This window comes from Streptomyces sp. NPDC033174, assembly GCF_055577795.1.
The window spans coordinates 15825-30847 of sequence record NZ_JBVIPQ010000010.1 but is presented as its reverse complement, the minus strand read 5'-3'; the positions used below and the strand labels follow the sequence as shown (position 1 = coordinate 30847).

General features: G+C 69.8%; 11 protein-coding genes and 1 pseudogene. 6 read left to right on the top strand and 6 right to left on the bottom strand.

Annotation, left to right across the window (positions count from 1 at the left end; genetic code table 11):
• Positions 1-173: 173 nt before the first annotated feature.
• Together ACZ5VC_RS27825 and ACZ5VC_RS27820 are read right to left on the bottom strand one after the other, a co-directional pair.
• Entirely contained in the window at positions 174-2795 is a 2622-nt protein-coding gene (locus ACZ5VC_RS27825) for an ABC transporter permease/substrate binding protein (RefSeq protein WP_469122748.1), read from the bottom strand.
• On the bottom strand, positions 2788-3864 hold the full coding sequence (locus ACZ5VC_RS27820; protein WP_469122747.1) for a quaternary amine ABC transporter ATP-binding protein: 1077 nt from the start codon (positions 3862-3864) through the stop codon (positions 2788-2790). Before ACZ5VC_RS27820 ends, ACZ5VC_RS27825 begins: the two co-directional genes overlap by 8 nt.
• Positions 3865-4082: 218 nt before the next feature.
• Here ACZ5VC_RS27820 and ACZ5VC_RS27815 point away from each other — a divergent pair, with 218 nt between their 5' ends.
• Together ACZ5VC_RS27815 and ACZ5VC_RS27810 are read left to right on the top strand one after the other, a co-directional pair.
• Positions 4083-4988, top strand: coding sequence for a 5'-3' exonuclease (locus ACZ5VC_RS27815; protein WP_469122946.1), 906 nt, complete (start codon positions 4083-4085; stop codon positions 4986-4988).
• Between the two features lie 89 nt (positions 4989-5077).
• A complete protein-coding gene (locus tag ACZ5VC_RS27810; RefSeq protein ID WP_469122746.1) occupies positions 5078-5941 on the top strand; it encodes a siderophore-interacting protein in 864 nt (287 codons plus the stop codon).
• A 211-nt stretch (positions 5942-6152) separates the two neighbouring features.
• Here ACZ5VC_RS27810 and ACZ5VC_RS27805 read toward each other — a convergent pair whose 3' ends face one another.
• Entirely contained in the window at positions 6153-6845 is a 693-nt protein-coding gene (locus ACZ5VC_RS27805; RefSeq protein ID WP_469122745.1) for a MerR family transcriptional regulator, read from the bottom strand.
• A gap of 184 nt (positions 6846-7029) precedes the next feature.
• Between ACZ5VC_RS27805 and ACZ5VC_RS27800 the strand changes: the two genes are divergently transcribed.
• From ACZ5VC_RS27800 to ACZ5VC_RS27785, 4 genes and pseudogenes are all read left to right on the top strand, one after another.
• Entirely contained in the window at positions 7030-7941 is a 912-nt protein-coding gene (locus tag ACZ5VC_RS27800; protein ID WP_469122945.1) for a hypothetical protein, read from the top strand.
• A complete protein-coding gene (locus ACZ5VC_RS27795) occupies positions 7938-8402 on the top strand; it encodes an ABA4-like family protein (protein WP_469122744.1) in 465 nt (154 codons plus the stop codon). The genes ACZ5VC_RS27800 and ACZ5VC_RS27795 overlap by 4 nt, the downstream gene beginning before the upstream one ends.
• Positions 8386-8665: pseudogene (locus ACZ5VC_RS27790) on the top strand (hypothetical protein); the annotation flags it as partial. The gene ACZ5VC_RS27795 and the pseudogene ACZ5VC_RS27790, both read left to right, overlap by 17 nt.
• Positions 8666-8949: 284 nt before the next feature.
• A complete protein-coding gene (locus ACZ5VC_RS27785; protein WP_469122743.1) occupies positions 8950-10134 on the top strand; it encodes an LLM class flavin-dependent oxidoreductase in 1185 nt (394 codons plus the stop codon).
• An 84-nt stretch (positions 10135-10218) separates the two neighbouring features.
• Here the strand turns inward: ACZ5VC_RS27785 and ACZ5VC_RS27780 are convergent, their stop codons facing one another.
• The 3 genes from ACZ5VC_RS27780 to tatC all read right to left on the bottom strand — a co-directional run bounded on the left by ACZ5VC_RS27780 (position 10219) and on the right by tatC (position 14948).
• Complete coding sequence (locus tag ACZ5VC_RS27780) at positions 10219-13047, bottom strand: DEAD/DEAH box helicase (RefSeq protein ID WP_469122742.1); 2829 nt, start codon at positions 13045-13047, stop codon at positions 10219-10221.
• A 79-nt stretch (positions 13048-13126) separates the two neighbouring features.
• Positions 13127-14017 (bottom strand): diacylglycerol kinase, encoded by an 891-nt coding sequence (locus ACZ5VC_RS27775; protein ID WP_469122741.1) that lies wholly within the window; start codon positions 14015-14017, stop codon positions 13127-13129.
• Between the two features lie 19 nt (positions 14018-14036).
• A complete protein-coding gene (gene tatC / locus ACZ5VC_RS27770; protein ID WP_469122944.1) occupies positions 14037-14948 on the bottom strand; it encodes a twin-arginine translocase subunit TatC in 912 nt (303 codons plus the stop codon).
• Between the last annotated feature and the right edge of the window lie 75 nt (positions 14949-15023).

The following is a 15023-nucleotide window of genomic DNA, read 5'->3' as shown; positions in this document are numbered from 1 at the left end:
TTGGTTGGGGTTTCGCCACGTTGTCCACACCTGTGGGGGGGTTGGGGGGCGAGGGGGGGGTCCGCGGGAGGGAAAGGGGGGGGGGATGCCCTTGGCCCTCCCGCCCCTCTTCCGTGTGATCCGCCTCGTGCGGACCGCTCCCGCGCGAGAGCGGTCCCGCCCGGGAGCGCCCGCTACAGCGGGGCCATCCGGTCCACCATTCCGGGGTTCTTCTCCATCCAGGCCTTCACGGCTTCGTCCTCGTGGCCCTTGCCGCGCCGGGCGATCTCGTTCTCCAGGCCGGCCAGCTGCTTCTCGTCCAGCGTGAAGTTCTTGAACCACCTCGCCAGCCGCGGGTACTGCTTCGGGAAGTCCTTGCTGCCCACGGTGTGGATCTTGTCACCCTCGCCGAAGAGCTTCTTGGAGTCCGCCAGCTTGGTCAGCCCGTACTCGTCGTACGCCCAGTGCGGCGACCAGAGCAGGACGGCGATCGGCTCCTTGGCCTGGTAGGCGCGCCGCAGCTCGGCGAGCATGCCGGGCGTCGAGCCGTCGACGACCTTGTACTCCTCGTCCAGGCCGTACCCGGGCAGGACCTTGTCCTTGAGCAGGCCCATCACACCGGTGCCGGGCTCGATGCCGATGATCCTGCCCTTGAACCGCGACGACTTGCCCTTGAGGTCCTCCAGCGTCTTCACGTCCTTGACGTAGGAGGGCACGGCCACCTCCAGGGAGGTGGGGCTGTACCAGGGGCCGAGGTCGGTGAGCCTGTCGCCGTACTGGCCCCAGTAGTTCTTCTGGGTGTTGGGCAGCCAGCCGTCGAACTGGACGTCGACCTGGCCACGTGACATGGCGGCGTACATCGGGCCGACCTCGAACTGCTTGAGGTTCAGCGTGTAGCCGCGCTGCTCCAGGACCGCCTTCCACAGGTAGGTGGCGGCGATGTCCTCCTCCCAGGGGAACCAGGCGACGTTCAGGGCGCGGGCGCGCTCGTCCTTGCCGTCCGCTCCTTTGGCGGCCTTGGCGACCGGCGTCCACTTGTCGGCGAGGCCGGGGTTGTCCTTCAGCCAGGCGCGGACCGCCTCCTGCTCCTTGCCCTTGCCTGTCTCCTGGATCTTCGCCTCGAGACCGGTGAGCTGCTTCTCCGTCATCTTGAAGTCCTTGAGCCACCGGCCGGCCTGCGGGTTCTCGGCGGCGAAGCCCTTGCGGGCCAGTGTGTGCACCCCGTCGCCCTTGCCCCAGCTTTCCCTGGGGTCCTTGAGCTTCTTCAGGTCGTAGGTGGAGTAGGCCCAGTGCGGCGACCACAGGGTGGTGACGACGGGCTCCTTCTTGGCGTAGGCCCGCTTCAGCTCGGCGAGCATGCCGGGCGTGGAGCCGTCGACGACCTTGTACTCGCCCTCCAGGCCGTAGTCCTTGAGGACCTTGTCCTTGAGGATGCCCATCATTCCGGCGCTCGGCTCGATGCCGACGACGCGGCCCTTGAACTGCCCAGCCTTCCCCTTGAGGTCGTCGAGGGAGTCGACGCCCTTCATGTACGAGGGGACGGACAGCTCCAGCGAGGTGGGGCCGTACCAGGCGCCCAGGTCCTCCAGCTTGTCCTGGTACTTCTTCCAGTACGTGGCGTGGGTGACCGGCAGCCAGGAGTCGGTCTGGAGGTCGATCTGGCCGTTGGCCATGCCGGTGTAGAGCGCCCCGGCCTCGTACTGCTTGGTCTCCACCTGGAAGCCGCGCTGTTCGAGCAGTTCCTTCCAGAGGAAGGTGGAGGCGATGCCCTCGTCCCACGGGATGTAGCCGAGGGAGACCTTCTTGCCCTGTCCGACGTCGGTGGCGTCGGAGGCGTCGGCCGGCTTGGAGCCGCCGAACATGCCCATGCCGCCCGCGACGAGCGCGAGGACGACGACGCCCACCACGGCCACGACGGGCTGCGGCCGGTAGTTCCAGACCTTGGCGCCGCCGGTCACGGACTTCGCCTTGGCCAGGGCACGGCGGCCGAGCGGCGAGACCTGACGGCCGAGGGCGCCGGTGATGCGGTCCAGGTACATCGCCAGGATGACGATCGAGATGCCCGCCTCGAAGCCGAGGCCGATGTCGACATTGCCGATGGCCCGGTAGACCGCGCCACCGAGACCGCCGCCGCCGACCATGCCGGCGATGACCACCATGGACAGGCCGAGCATGATGACCTGGTTGATGCCGGCCATGATCGTGGGCAGGGCGAGCGGGAGCTGTACGCGCAGGAGGGTGTTGCGCGGTGTGGTGCCGAACGCCTCGGCGGCCTCGACGAGTTCCCCGTCGACCTGACGGATGCCGAGCTCGGTCATCCTTACGCCCGGCGGCAGGGCGAAGACGATGGTCGCGATGATGCCGGGGACCACCCCGACGCCGAAGAAGATGATGCCGGGAATGAGGTAGACCATCGCCGGCATGGTCTGCATGAAGTCCAGGACCGGCCGCAGGACCGCGCTCACGGTCGTGGAGCGGGAGGCCCAGATGCCCAGCGGGACCGCGATGGCGAGCGTGACGATGGTGGCGACGAGGACCAGCGAGAGGGTCGACATGGCGTCGCCCCACAGCTCGATGGAGTCGATCAGTGTGAATCCGGCGAAGGCGAGCACGCCCGCGACCAGGCCGCGAAGCCACCAGGCTCCGACGGCGAGGATGCCGGCGAAGAGCAGCGGAGCGGGCGCGGAGAGGACCGCGTCGATGCCGTCGTACATACCGGTCACGACCGCGCTGATGGCGTCGAAGAGCCAGGAGAGCTGCGCCTGGAGCCAGTCGACACCGCTGTCGACCCAGTCGCCGAGATGGAGCCTAGGCATGGGCCACCTCCTTGCTGGCGCCGCCCGCGTCGCAGGTGGCCGGGCCGCCGTGCTCGTCTCCGACGAAGCCGATCAGGCGGGACTGCGCGACGACGCCGACGACCGCGCCCTCGGCGTCCCTGACGGCGACGGGGTGCGGGACCCGCGCGCTGATGGCGCACAGGTCCGCGACGAGGGTGTCGGGGGTGACGCTCTCGCAGCCGCAGGCGCCCGCGTCGGGCCGGTGCGGCTCGCTCATGACGGCTTCCGCGGTCAGGACCCGGGAGCGGTCCACGTCCTGGATGAAGGAGGCGACGTAGTCGTTGGCGGGGCGCAGCAGGATGTCCTCGGACGTGCCGAGCTGGACGATCCGGCCGTCGCGCATCACCGCGATGCGGTCGCCGAGCCGCATGGCCTCGTTGAGGTCGTGGGTGATGAAGACGATGGTCTTCTTCAGCCGCTTCTGGAGTTCGAGCAGCTGGTCCTGCATGTCGCGGCGGATCAGCGGGTCGAGCGCGCTGAACGACTCGTCCATCAGGAGCAGGTCGGCGTCGGTCGCGAGCGCCCGGGCGAGGCCGACGCGCTGCTGCATTCCGCCGGAGAGCTCGTCGGGCCAGGACTTCTCCCAGCCCGCCAGGCCGCACAGCTCCAGCGCCTCGGTGGCGCGCCGCTCGCGCTCGGCGCGGGCCACGCCCTGGACCTCCAGGCCGTACGCGGCGTTCTCCAGCACGCTGCGGTGGGGGAAGAGCGCGAAGTGCTGGAACACCATGCTGATCTTGCTCGAGCGCACGGTCCGCAGGTCGCGGGCGCTCAGCGCGGTGAGGTCCCGGCCGTCGAAGAGGACGCGCCCGGCGGTCGGCTCGAGAAGGCCGTTGAGCATCCGCAGGAGGGTGGACTTGCCGGATCCGGACAGACCCATGACGACGAAGATCTGGCCCGGCTCGACGGTGAAGGACGCGTCGATCACCGCCGGGGTCGTTCCGTCGGCACGCAGCTCGTCGCGGTCGGCGCCGCCTTCGAGTTTTCGTACCGCTTCGTCGGGTCGTCTGCCGAAGACCTTGTACAGGTGATCGGCCTGGAGCCTGGACACATATACCTCACGCGTTGAAACGAAAACGGCCCGCCACCCCCGCAGCCGGGCCGTGGAGCGGAACGGGGTCCGCCCGTCGTCCCCGGGTCGGTTCGTTGAAACCGGTACAGGGTCCGCTCCGGGCCCCCGCCTGCCCTTGCCCCCGGGGCACAAACGGAAAGGTGATCCACTTCACTGTCAGTGGGGTACGGCATCATCGGGGTGTGACGCGACGCCTGATGCTCCTCGACACCGCTTCCCTGTACTTCCGTGCCTACTTCGGGGTCCCCGACTCGGTCCGGGCCCCCGACGGCACCCCGGTCAACGCCGTGCGCGGGCTTCTCGACTTCATCACCCGGCTCGTCCAGGACCACCATCCGGACGACCTGGTGGCCTGCATGGACGCCGACTGGCGGCCGCACTGGCGGGTGGAGCTGATCCCCTCGTACAAGGCGCACCGGGTGGCGGTGGAGACCGAGACCGGGCCGGACGAGGAGGAGATCCCCGACACGCTGTCCCCGCAGGTCCCCATCATCGAGGAGGTCCTGGACGCGCTGGGGATCGCCCGCGTGGGGGTCGCGGGGTACGAGGCGGACGACATCATCGGCACGCTCGCCGGCCGGGCGACGGGCCCGGTCGACATCGTCACCGGCGACCGCGACCTGTACCAGCTGGTGGACGACGCCCGGGGCGTGCGGGTGCTCTACCCGCTCAAGGGCGTCGGCTCGCTCCAGGTCACGGACGAGGCCTGGTTGCGGGAGAAGTACGGCGTCGACGGCCCCGGATACGCGGATCTGGCCCTGCTGCGCGGCGACCCGAGCGACGGCCTGCCGGGAGTGCCGGGGATCGGCGAGAAGACGGCCGCGAAGCTGCTCGCCACCTACGGCGACCTGACCGGGATCATGGCGGCGGTGGACGACCCGAGGGCGAAGCTGACCCCGTCGCAGCGCAAGCGGCTCGACGAGGCACGGGACTATGTGGCGGTGGCGCCGAAGGTGGTGCGGGTCGCCGGGGATGTGCCGCTGCCCGACTTCGACGCGGCGCTGCCCACGGCTCCGCGCGATCCGGCCGCGCTGCAGAAGCTGGTCGCGCGGTGGGGTCTGGGGGGCGCGGTGCACCGGGTGGGATTCGCGCTCGGCCATTGATCATATGGTTCCCCCGCCGCGACCCTCCGTGGCCCTGCGAAGTGTTAACTTAGGCATGCCTAAGTGACCGAGCCCAGGGGAGAAGCGCCGTGGCAGAAGAGCAGACGGCCCGTAAGACACCGCAGGCCCACGAGGCCCGCGTGGTGCGGACGGAGCGGATCACCCCGCACATGGTGCGTGTCGTGCTGGGCGGTGAGCTGGACGGTTTCGGCCCGGGCGACTTCACCGACCAGTACATCAAGCTGCTCTTCCCCGCCGAGGGCGTCACCTACCCGGAGCCGTTCGACATGGCGCGGATCCGCGAGGAGTTCCCGCGCGATCGGTGGCCGAGCACCCGCACGTACACGGTACGGGCCTGGGATCCGGTGCAGCGGGAGCTGACGGTCGACTTCGTCGTCCACGGGGACGAGGGGCTGGCCGGCCCGTGGGCGGCGCGCGCCCAGGAGGGCGAGACGGTCCACTTCCTCGGCCCGGGCGGCGGCTACACCCCGGACCCGGCGGCGGACTGGCACCTTCTCGCCGGTGACGAGAGCGCGCTGCCCGCGATCGCCGTCGCGCTGGAGCAACTGCCCGAGGGCGCGGTGGTCCGTGCGTTCGTGGAGGTCGCGGGGCCGGAGGAGGAGCACAAGCTCACCACGTCCGAGGGGGTCGCGGTGACCTGGCTCCACCGGGGCGACCGGCCGACGGGCGAGGCCCTGGTGGCCGCCGTGAAGAAGCTGGACTTCCCCGCCGGCGACGTCCACGCGTTCGTCCACGGCGAGGCCGGCTTCGTGAAGGAGCTGCGCCGCCATCTGCGCCTGGAGCGCGGAGTGGCGCGGGAGCGGCTGTCGATCTCGGGCTACTGGCGCCTCGGCCAGTCGGACGAGGCGTGGCGCGCGGTGAAGCGCCAGTGGAACGAGCAGGTGGAGAGGGAGCAGGAGCAGGCGGAGGATCAGGTGGAGGCGAACGGGTGAGGACGGCCCCGTAGCCGTACGCCGCGGCCTCGTCTCAGGCCGAGGAACTCAACGCAACCCCCGCGCGACGAATGTCGGGCGGGGGTTACGTGCGTGTACGGGCGGGTCGCCGGGCGGGGGGTTTCGTGCGTGCACGGGCGCGTCGTCGGGCGCGGCACCGTGCACGCGCGAGCCTTTCGTCGGGGAGGGTCCATCCGCGTCCGGACCCGTCTCAGGCGGGGGTCCCGTCCGCGTCCGGGCCCGTCTGCTCCCCCCGCTCCCCCATCTCATGGGTGGTCCGGTTTCCGAACGCGCGCGACGACGCGTCGATGTGCGCGAGCCTCCGCAGCGCGCCGAACATGGCGTCGCCCAGCACCGTGCCGATCACCACGCTCTCCACCAGACTCTCGCGGACGGCGTGGCGGCCGACGTACGCGAGGTCCTCCGCCGCCACCCGCTCCGCCGCTTCGGCGTACTCGTCGAGCACCTCCTCGAAGGCGCCGTGCCCCACGTCGGCGAGCGCGGTGAGTGCCACCGCCAGGGCCTCGCCGGCCGCGCAGTCGGGAGACGCGTCCCAGCCGCGCCGCGCGATGAGCTCGGCGACCGTCTCACGGGCGCTCAGAATCCCCTCTCCCGGCTCGTCGGCGTAACGGGGAACGACAAGTTCGGCCACGGCGCCCAGGACCTTGTGCACCGGGCGGTCCTCGTCGTCGACGGCCGCGAGAACGGCGCGGATCCCGGCGACGGAGAGGCCGCCGACCTCGAGCAGCGCCCGGATCAGCTTGAGCCTGCGCTCGTGCACGGAGTTGTACGAAGCCTGGTTCGGGCTCGTCAACTGCCCGGGCGGCAGCAGCCCTTCCCGTACGTAGTACTTGATCGTCGGGATGGCGACTCCGGACTTCCGGCTCAACTCTCCGATGCGCACGCTGCGTTCACCTTTCCGCCCTTGCCAATCCGGCCTCCATCATAGATAGTTCCACTATCAGATAGCGGTAAGCGCCACTATCTATTCCTCACGGGGGTCCTCCATGTCGCAGTCCCTGTCCGCATCCCGCCCCTTAAGCCGCCTGGCCGGCCTGCACCGGCCGCTCGTCTGGTTCGCCGCGGCCATGGTTGTCTCGACCCTGGTGTCGGCCGTCGGCCTCGTCGTGGACGACCGCGTGCTGACCGGCGCCCCGATCTGGTTCAAGCCCTTCAAGTTCTCGGTCTCGTTCATCGCGTACGCGCTGTCGCTCGCTTGGATGCTCTCCCTGCTCACCCGCGGCCGAAGGGCCGGCTGGTGGGCCGGCACGGTGGTCGCGGTCGCCGGAATGATCGAGATGGTGCTGATCACCGGCCAGGTGATCCGGGGCAAGCGCAGCCACTTCAATGTCGCAACGCCCTTCGACGAGCGGGTGTTCGCCGCCATGGGCATCACCGTGGTCGTCCTGTGGGGCGGCGCGCTCGCCATCGCGATCCTGCTGTTCCGCGCCCGGATCGCGGACCGTGCGGCGGCCTGGGCCGTCCGCCTGGGCGCGGTCATCGCCCTCGCCGGCGCCGGAATCGGCTTCCTGATGACACAGCCGACGCCGGAACAGCGCGCGATCGCCAACGGCGAGGAGGCCCCGATCATCGGCGCGCACAGTGTCGGCGTGGCCGACGGCGGGCCGTCCATGCCCCTCACAGGCTGGTCCTCAACCGGCGGCGACCTGCGCATCCCGCACTTCGTCGGCATGCACGCCCTCCAGCTGCTGCCGCTGATCCTCCTGATCGCGGCCGCCCTCGCGCCCCGCTTCCTCCGGCTGCGCGACGAGCGGGTCAGGCTGCGCCTCGTCCTGGTCGGATCGGGGGCGTATGCGGCGCTGTTCGCCCTGGTTACCTGGCAGGCGCTGCGTGGGCAGGCGCTGACCCGGCCGGACGCCGCGACGCTCACCGCTGCCGCGGTCATCCTCATCGGCAGCGCGTTGGGTCTCCTGGTGGCGCTGCGCACACCGGTGAGAGCGCCGTCCGCACCACTGACCGTCAAGGAGTTCGCCGCGTGACCGGGTTCCTCTTCTCCCTCTCCTTCTGGCTCGCGGCCCCCGTCTGGCTGCTGATGATCTTCGCTCCCGGGTGGCGGCACACCCTGCGCGTCGCCAAGTCGCCGCTGACCGTCGTACCGATCCTGACGGTCTATCTGGTCCTGGCGCTTCCCGTCTTCCCTGAGCTGTGGGCGGCAGTCAGCAGCCCCGGTCTCGACGTCTTCCGGGACTTCACCGAACTCGCGAACGGCGCGGGGGCCATCTGGGCCCAGGTCATCGCCTGGGACCTGCTGCTCGGCCAGTGGATGTTCCTGCAGTCGCGCAAGCTCGGGATATCCCCACTGGTGATGGGGCCGTTGCTGGTCCTGACGATTCTGCTGTCCCCGTTCGGACTGCTGGTGTTCCTCGTGCTGCGGGCCGCGAAGACCCGCTCGTCCACCGACGCCGACCGAGCCGAAGCGCCACCTGCCCCGATCCGATGAACTACGCCGCCCACCCGGCCCCCGCCCGTCCCGCGCCGCGGGAGCAGCCATAGTTCCCGCCGTCGGCGACGCTCCTCGTCTCGGCTCGGTTCGCCTCCGGGGCGCACCCTTCGAGTCCGGGCTGCCCGGTGTCCATCAGGAACGCTTCCCGGACGGCGTGGGCGAGATGTGCGGGGGCGGGGGGCTGGGACCCCGGTGAGGCCATGGACGACACGCAGATGGCCGTCCTCGTCGGGGAATCCCTCCTCGAACGAGGCAGCCTGGCCGGGTGCCGCGCGCAGCGGATCTCCGCACACCGGCGGAGGCACTGGAATCGGCGCGGAATAACACCGTATGAACAGTGCCCGGGTTGGGGACCGGATCTGTTGACGCTCCCACGCCGGGGTTGTTCCACTGACGCGATGCGCCTGATGCGTCCTCTACCGCGGTTGGTCACCCGTGACCACATCGACTTCGGTCGTGTGTGGTCCGCGTCGTGTTGTCGGTGACGGCTCCCCGTCCGTCCGTCGCCCCGACCGAACACTGTTGTGTGAAATGAGGCCGCACCATGCCTGTGGAGTTTCTCGGTATCGCCGCCACCAACGCAGGGTCCGAAGTGACCGCCCGTTCGGGTGCGTCCTTCGACAAGGAGTACACGCTCAAGTTGGCGCGTGCGCATCAGGAGTACGGCTGGGACCGGGTGTTGTTCGCCTACGGTTCGGGGTCCCCCGATCCCTCCCCGGCGGCCGCGTACATCGCCGCACGCACGGAGACGCTCCAGATCCTGGTCGCTCACCGGCCGAACGTGTCGTACCCGACGTTCGCCGCGAAGACGTTCGCGACGCTGGACGCGATCAGTGACGGCCGTCTGGCGGTGCACTTCATCACCGGCGGCAATGACCACGAGCAGCAGCGCGAGGGCGACTTCGTCGGCAAGGAAGAGCGGTACGCGCGCACGCTGGAGTACATACGCATCGTGAAGCAGGCCTGGACGAGCCGGGAGGCCTTCGATCACGAGGGATCCTTCTACCGTTTCAACGATTTCGTAAGTGACACCTTCCCGGTGCAGGACCCGCATCCGCTGGTGTCGTTCGGTGGTTCGTCGCCCGCCGCCTACGCGGCCGGCGGCGCCGAGGCGGACATCTACTGCCTTTGGGGCGAGCCCTTGGCACAGACGGCCGAGCAGATCGCGTCGGTGCGCGCGGCGGCGGCCGAGGCGGGCCGGACGGATGTGCCGAGGATCCAGGTGGCCTTCCGGCCGATCATCGCGCCGACGGAGGAGCTGGCCTGGGAGAAGGCGCACGAGACGCTGGCGCGGATCCGGGCGCGGAAGGCGGGCGGGCAGCTGAGCCGTCGCCATCCGCTGAAGTCACCGGAGAACACCGGCTCGCAGCGATTGCTGGAGGTGGCGCGCCAGGGCGAGCTGCACGACCGGGCCCTGTGGACACCGACGGCCGCGGAGACGGGTGGCGCGGGCAATTCGACGGCTCTGGTGGGCACGCCGGAAACGGTGGCGCAGGCGCTGCTGGACTACTACGACCTGGGCGTGGAGGTGCTGTCGGCGCGCGGCTACGACCTGCTGGACGACGCGATCGACTTCGGCCGCCATGTGATCCCGCTGGTGCGCGAGGAGGTCGCCAAGCGGGACGCCGCCAAGGCGAAGACGGGCGCCGAGGCGCAGGCGCAGGCCGGCGCGGAGGCGAAGGCACGGACCGGCGCGGAGACCGGGGCGAGAGAGCACGCCACGGTCTGAGTCGGCCGGCTTTCGAAAATACGGGAAGGGGCCCCGCGGTGGCGCACCGCGAGGCCCCCCTTCCCGTTTCGGCCCAGAAGGCCGTCAGCCTACGGAGCTGTAGGCGACGACGCCTCTGAGCAGCCCGTCGACGGCCTTGCGCGCGTTCTTCGCCACGGTGCTGTTGTCGCGTGGCGCGGCCGCGGCGATCTGGCCCAGTACATCGATGACCTGCTTGCACCAGCGCACGAAGTCACCGGCGGGCATTTCCGCTTCGCGCAGTACTTCGTCGAGCCCTCTGCCGGACGCCCACTGGTGGGCGGCCCACGCGAACCCGAGGTCGGGCTCGCGCTGTCCGACGCCCTCCGCCTGGTTGATCTTGAACTCTTCCTCGAGCGCGTCCAGTCGGCCCCAGATGCGGACCATTTCGCCGAGTGCGGCCTTCGCGGCCCCGGTGGGGAGCTTGGGTGCTACGGCGTCGTCGGACTGGCGTGCTTCATAGACCAGCGCAGAGACACAGGCAGCGAGTTCGGCCGGGTTGAGGCCTTCCCACACACGGTCGCGGAGGCACTCGCTGGCGAGGAGGTCGAGTTCGCCGTAGAGCCGCGCCAGCCGCTTGCCGTGTTCGGTGACGGAGTCGGCGCGGAGGTAGTCCAGTTCGGTGAGAAGCGCGACGATCCGGTCGAAGGTGCGGGCGATGGTATTGGTCCGGCCCTCGATGCGCCGCTCCAGCTGGCGGGTGTCGCGCTGGAGGCGGTGGTAGCGCTCGGCCCAGCGGGCGTGGTCCTCGCGCTCGTCGCAGCCGTGGCAGGGGTGGGCGCGGATCTCGGTGCGCAGGCGCGAGATCTCGCGGTCGTCGGCGGCGGCGGCGCGCTGCCTGCGGTGCCGCTCGGGCTCGATATGTCCGGCCTTGCTGCGCAGGGCCGAGGCCAGGTCCCGGCGGGACTGGGGCGAGCGCGCGTTGAACGACTTCGGGATCCGCATCCGCTCCAGCGGTTCGACGGGCACGGGGAAGTCGATGGAGGCGAGCCGCTTGACCTGTCGTTCGGCGGTGAGCACGAGCGGGCGCGGCCCGTCGTGCTGCTCGAAGCCCCGGTGGCCGTTGGTGCGGCCGGCCGGGACGCCGGGGTCCAGGACGAGTGCGAGTCCGGCGAACTTGCCGGTGGGGACGTGGATGACGTCGCCCGGCTTGAGCTTCTCCAGGGAGCTCGCGGCGGCGGCGCGCCGCTGGGCGGCGCCCTGCTTGGCCAGTTCGGTCTCGCGGTCCTTGAGTTCGCGGCGGAGGCGCGCGTACTCCTCGAAATCGCCGAGGTGGCAGGTCATGCCCTCCCGGTAGCCTTCGAGGCCCTCCTCGTTGCGCTGGACCTGGCGGGAGATGCCGACGACGGACTTGTCGGCCTGGAACTGCGCGAAGGACGTTTCCAGCAGCTCGCGGGAGCGGTGGCGTCCGAACTGGTCGACCAGGTTGACGGCCATGTTGTAGGACGGCTTGAAGCTGGAGCGCAGCGGATAGGTGCGGGTGCCGGCGAGTCCGGCGAGCTGGCCGGGGTCGAGGCCGCGCTGCCAGAGGACGACGGCGTGGCCTTCGACGTCGATGCCCCGGCGTCCGGCCCGGCCGGTGAGCTGGGTGTATTCGCCGGGGGTGATGTCGGCGTGCTGTTCGCCGTTCCATTTGACGAGCTTTTCGAGCACGACGGAACGGGCGGGCATGTTGATGCCGAGGGCGAGGGTCTCGGTCGCGAAGACGGCCTTGACGAGCCCGCGGACGAAGAGTTCCTCGACGACTTCCTTGAAGGTGGGAAGCATGCCGGCGTGGTGCGCGGCGATGCCTCGCTCGAGGCCTTCGAGCCATTCGTAGTAGCCGAGGACGTTGAGGTCCTCCCCGGGGATGGTCGCGGTGCGCGCTTCGACGATTTCGCGGACCTTCTGGCGTGCTTCGTCGTCGTTGAGGCGCAGACCGGCGTACAGACACTGCTGTACGGCGGCCTCGCAGCCGGCGCGGCTGAAGATGAAGGTGATGGCGGGCAGGAGGCCTTCGGCGTCGAGCCGTTCGATGACCTCGGGCCGGCCGGGCGTCCAGATCCGGGAGCGCTGACGGCGCTCGCGCTCGCGGTCGGCCTCGCGGACCATCTTGCCCCGGCGGCGTTCGCGCGGGTTGTAGGTGCGCTGGTTCTCGCTGCGGGCGAGACGGACGAGGTCGGGGTTGACCTCCCGGCGGGTGGCTCCGCGGCCGCCGTGGTCGGTCTCCTCCTCGAAGAGGTCGTACATCCGGCGTCCGGCGAGGACGTGCTGCCACAGGGGCACCGGCCGGGACTCGGAGACGATGACCTCGGTGTCGCCGCGGACGGTGTCGAGCCAGTCGCCGAACTCCTCGGCGTTGGACACGGTCGCGGAGAGCGACACAAGGGTCACCGATTCCGGGAGATGGATGATCACTTCTTCCCAGACGGCGCCCCGGAAGCGGTCGGAGAGGTAATGGACCTCGTCCATGACGACATGGCCGAGGCCGCTGAGCGCCTGGGACCCCGCGTACAGCATGTTGCGGAGGACCTCGGTGGTCATGACGATGATCGGCGCGTCGCCGTTGACGCTGTTGTCACCGGTGAGGAGGCCGACCTTCTCCGGGCCGTAGCGCTTGACCAGGTCGGAGTACTTCTGGTTGGACAGCGCCTTGATGGGCGTGGTGTAGAAGCACTTGCGCCCCTGGAGGAGGGCGAGGTGGACGGCGAATTCGCCGACGATGGTCTTGCCGGAACCGGTGGGGGCGGCGACGAGCACGCCCTTGCCCGTTTCGAGGGCTTTGCATGCCTCGATCTGGAAGGGGTCCAGATCGAAGTCGTACATCTCTCGGAAGGGTGCCAGCGCGGAGGCCTGCTCGGCGGCGCGGATCCGGGCAGCTGCGTACGCTTCGGCTGGTGTGAGGTCCTCTGTCATCTTGTTGTCGAGCCTACCCGCCGCCTCTGACAGTGGGCGCGATCTTTAATTTCCGATGGTGGTACTGATCGCGGGCGGCTCAGGCGACCAGGACGCGAGCGGCTGCGGGGACGCAGGTGGCGGTGAGCGGCAGGGCTCCAAGGGGCTCGCCGTCGGCGTATCCGGTGCTGCCGGGCGCCTCGAGGGTGATGCGGGCGGCCCGGTGGACGGTGACCTTGGGGTGGGTCAGATGGGTTCCCCGGTAGACGCGCGGGAAGACCTTGAGCAGGGTGGCGCGTGAGCAGTCGCCGACGACGGTGATGTCGAAGAGCCCGTCGTCGAGCGAGGCGTCGGCGCAGATGCGCATGCCGCCGCCGTAGGAGGTGCCGTTGCCGACGGCGACCAGCGTCGCTTCGATCTCCAGTTCGGGGCCGTCGTCGAGGGCGATCCGGTAAGGGATGGGCCGGAAGGCGGCGAGCTCGGCGATCATGGCGAGGTCGTACTTGAGCCGGCCGCTGGGGCGGCGCATCCGGTTGCCGCGGTCGTTGACGCGTGAGTCGAAACCGGAGGCGAGGACCGTCCCGAACCAGCGGTCGCCGACCCTTCCCAGGTCGATGTCCCGTGTCCGTCCGCCTTTGAGGGACCGGGCGGCGAGTCTTCCCGCTTCGGCGGGGGCACGGATGGGCAGTCCGAGGGCGCGGGCGAAGTCGTTGCCCGTGCCGACGGCGACGACTCCGAGAGGGGTGAGCGTGCCGGCGACCGCCTGCAGGGCGAGGGAGACCAGTCCGTCGCCGCCGACGGCGATCAGGGCGCCGGTACCGCCGTCGACGGCTTCGCGTGCGCGGCGCAACGCGTCCTCGGCGTCGGTTCCGAGGACGGTCCGTACGGAGTATCCGGCGTCCCGGAGCGCACGAGCGGCCGGCTGCGCGGCGTGCGCGCCCCGGCCGCGTCCCGCGGTGGGATTGACGAAGAGGGTGATCTCGCTGGTCACCCTTCCGGACCTTACAAGGTCAGGTGATGTCGTCGTAACCGTTGATACGGGGGGACCTTCCGCCGTCCGCCTCACCGCCGGCCTGCTCGGGCAGGGCCCGCGCGGAGGGCACGGTCTCGACCTCGCCGATGGCCGAGGGGGTGAGGTCGAGGTCGGACGCCTCGCCGTCGTCGAGCTCCGCGTCCAGATCGTTCCTGCGGCGGCGCTTGTCGTTGAGGATCGAGATCCCGACGGCGATGAAGTACAGGACGATGATCGGTCCGGACAGGGCGATCATGCCGAGCGGGTCGGTCGAGGGCGTGGCGACGGCGCCGAAGACGAAGATGCCCATGATCACTCCGCGCCACCACCCGGCCATCCGCCTGCCGGTGACGATGCCCGCGAAGTTGAGCATGATCAGAAGCAGTGGCAGCTCGAAGGCGAGGCCGAAGATCAGCACCATTCTGGTGGTGAAGTCCAGGACGTCGTCGAGGGAGAGGAAGTTCGACGCGACGTCGGGGGTGATGCTGATGAGGACCTTCACGCTGACCGGCATGATCAGGTAGGCGATGTAGGCGCCGGCGGCGAAGAGCGGCACGGCGACGCTGGCGAAGTAGTACGTGTACTTCTTCTCGCTCTTGTGGAGTCCTGGCGCGACGAACGCCCACAGCTGGTAGAGCCAGACCGGGCAGGAGACGATGACGCCCGCCAGCATGATCACCTTGATGGTCGAGGTGAACGGGGACAGCATCGTCTGGTACGCGATGATCACACACCGGCCGCCGGTGTTGTCCGCGATGCCTGTGCCTGGAGGGCACTTGGGCACGGGCGAGGAGAGGAAGTCCATCAGCTCCTGGCTGTAGAACGCGGCGGCGATCGACGCGATCGTGATCGCCAGCATCGCCTTCGCGAGCCGGTTGCGAAGCTCACGCAGATGGTCCGAGAGCGGCATCCGCCCCTCGGGGTCCTTCTCCTTCTTGCTGCGGGCAGGCTTGAGCAACCCACGTCCTCATCTCGTGCGGCAGGC

Bases quoted from the DNA above. Each gene is read 5' to 3' on its own strand.
- ACZ5VC_RS27785 (WP_469122743.1), top strand. From the start codon at position 8,950: ATGCCTGTGGAGTTTCTCGGTATCGCCGCCACCAACGCAGGGTCCGAA.
- ACZ5VC_RS27815 (WP_469122946.1), top strand. From the start codon at position 4,083: ATGCTCCTCGACACCGCTTCCCTGTACTTCCGTGCCTACTTCGGGGTC.
- ACZ5VC_RS27780 (WP_469122742.1), bottom strand. From the start codon at position 13,047: ATGACAGAGGACCTCACACCAGCCGAAGCGTACGCAGCTGCCCGGATC.
- ACZ5VC_RS27825 (WP_469122748.1), bottom strand. From the start codon at position 2,795: ATGCCTAGGCTCCATCTCGGCGACTGGGTCGACAGCGGTGTCGACTGG.
- tatC (WP_469122944.1), bottom strand. From the start codon at position 14,948: ATGCCGCTCTCGGACCATCTGCGTGAGCTTCGCAACCGGCTCGCGAAG.
- ACZ5VC_RS27800 (WP_469122945.1), top strand. From the start codon at position 7,030: ATGGTTGTCTCGACCCTGGTGTCGGCCGTCGGCCTCGTCGTGGACGAC.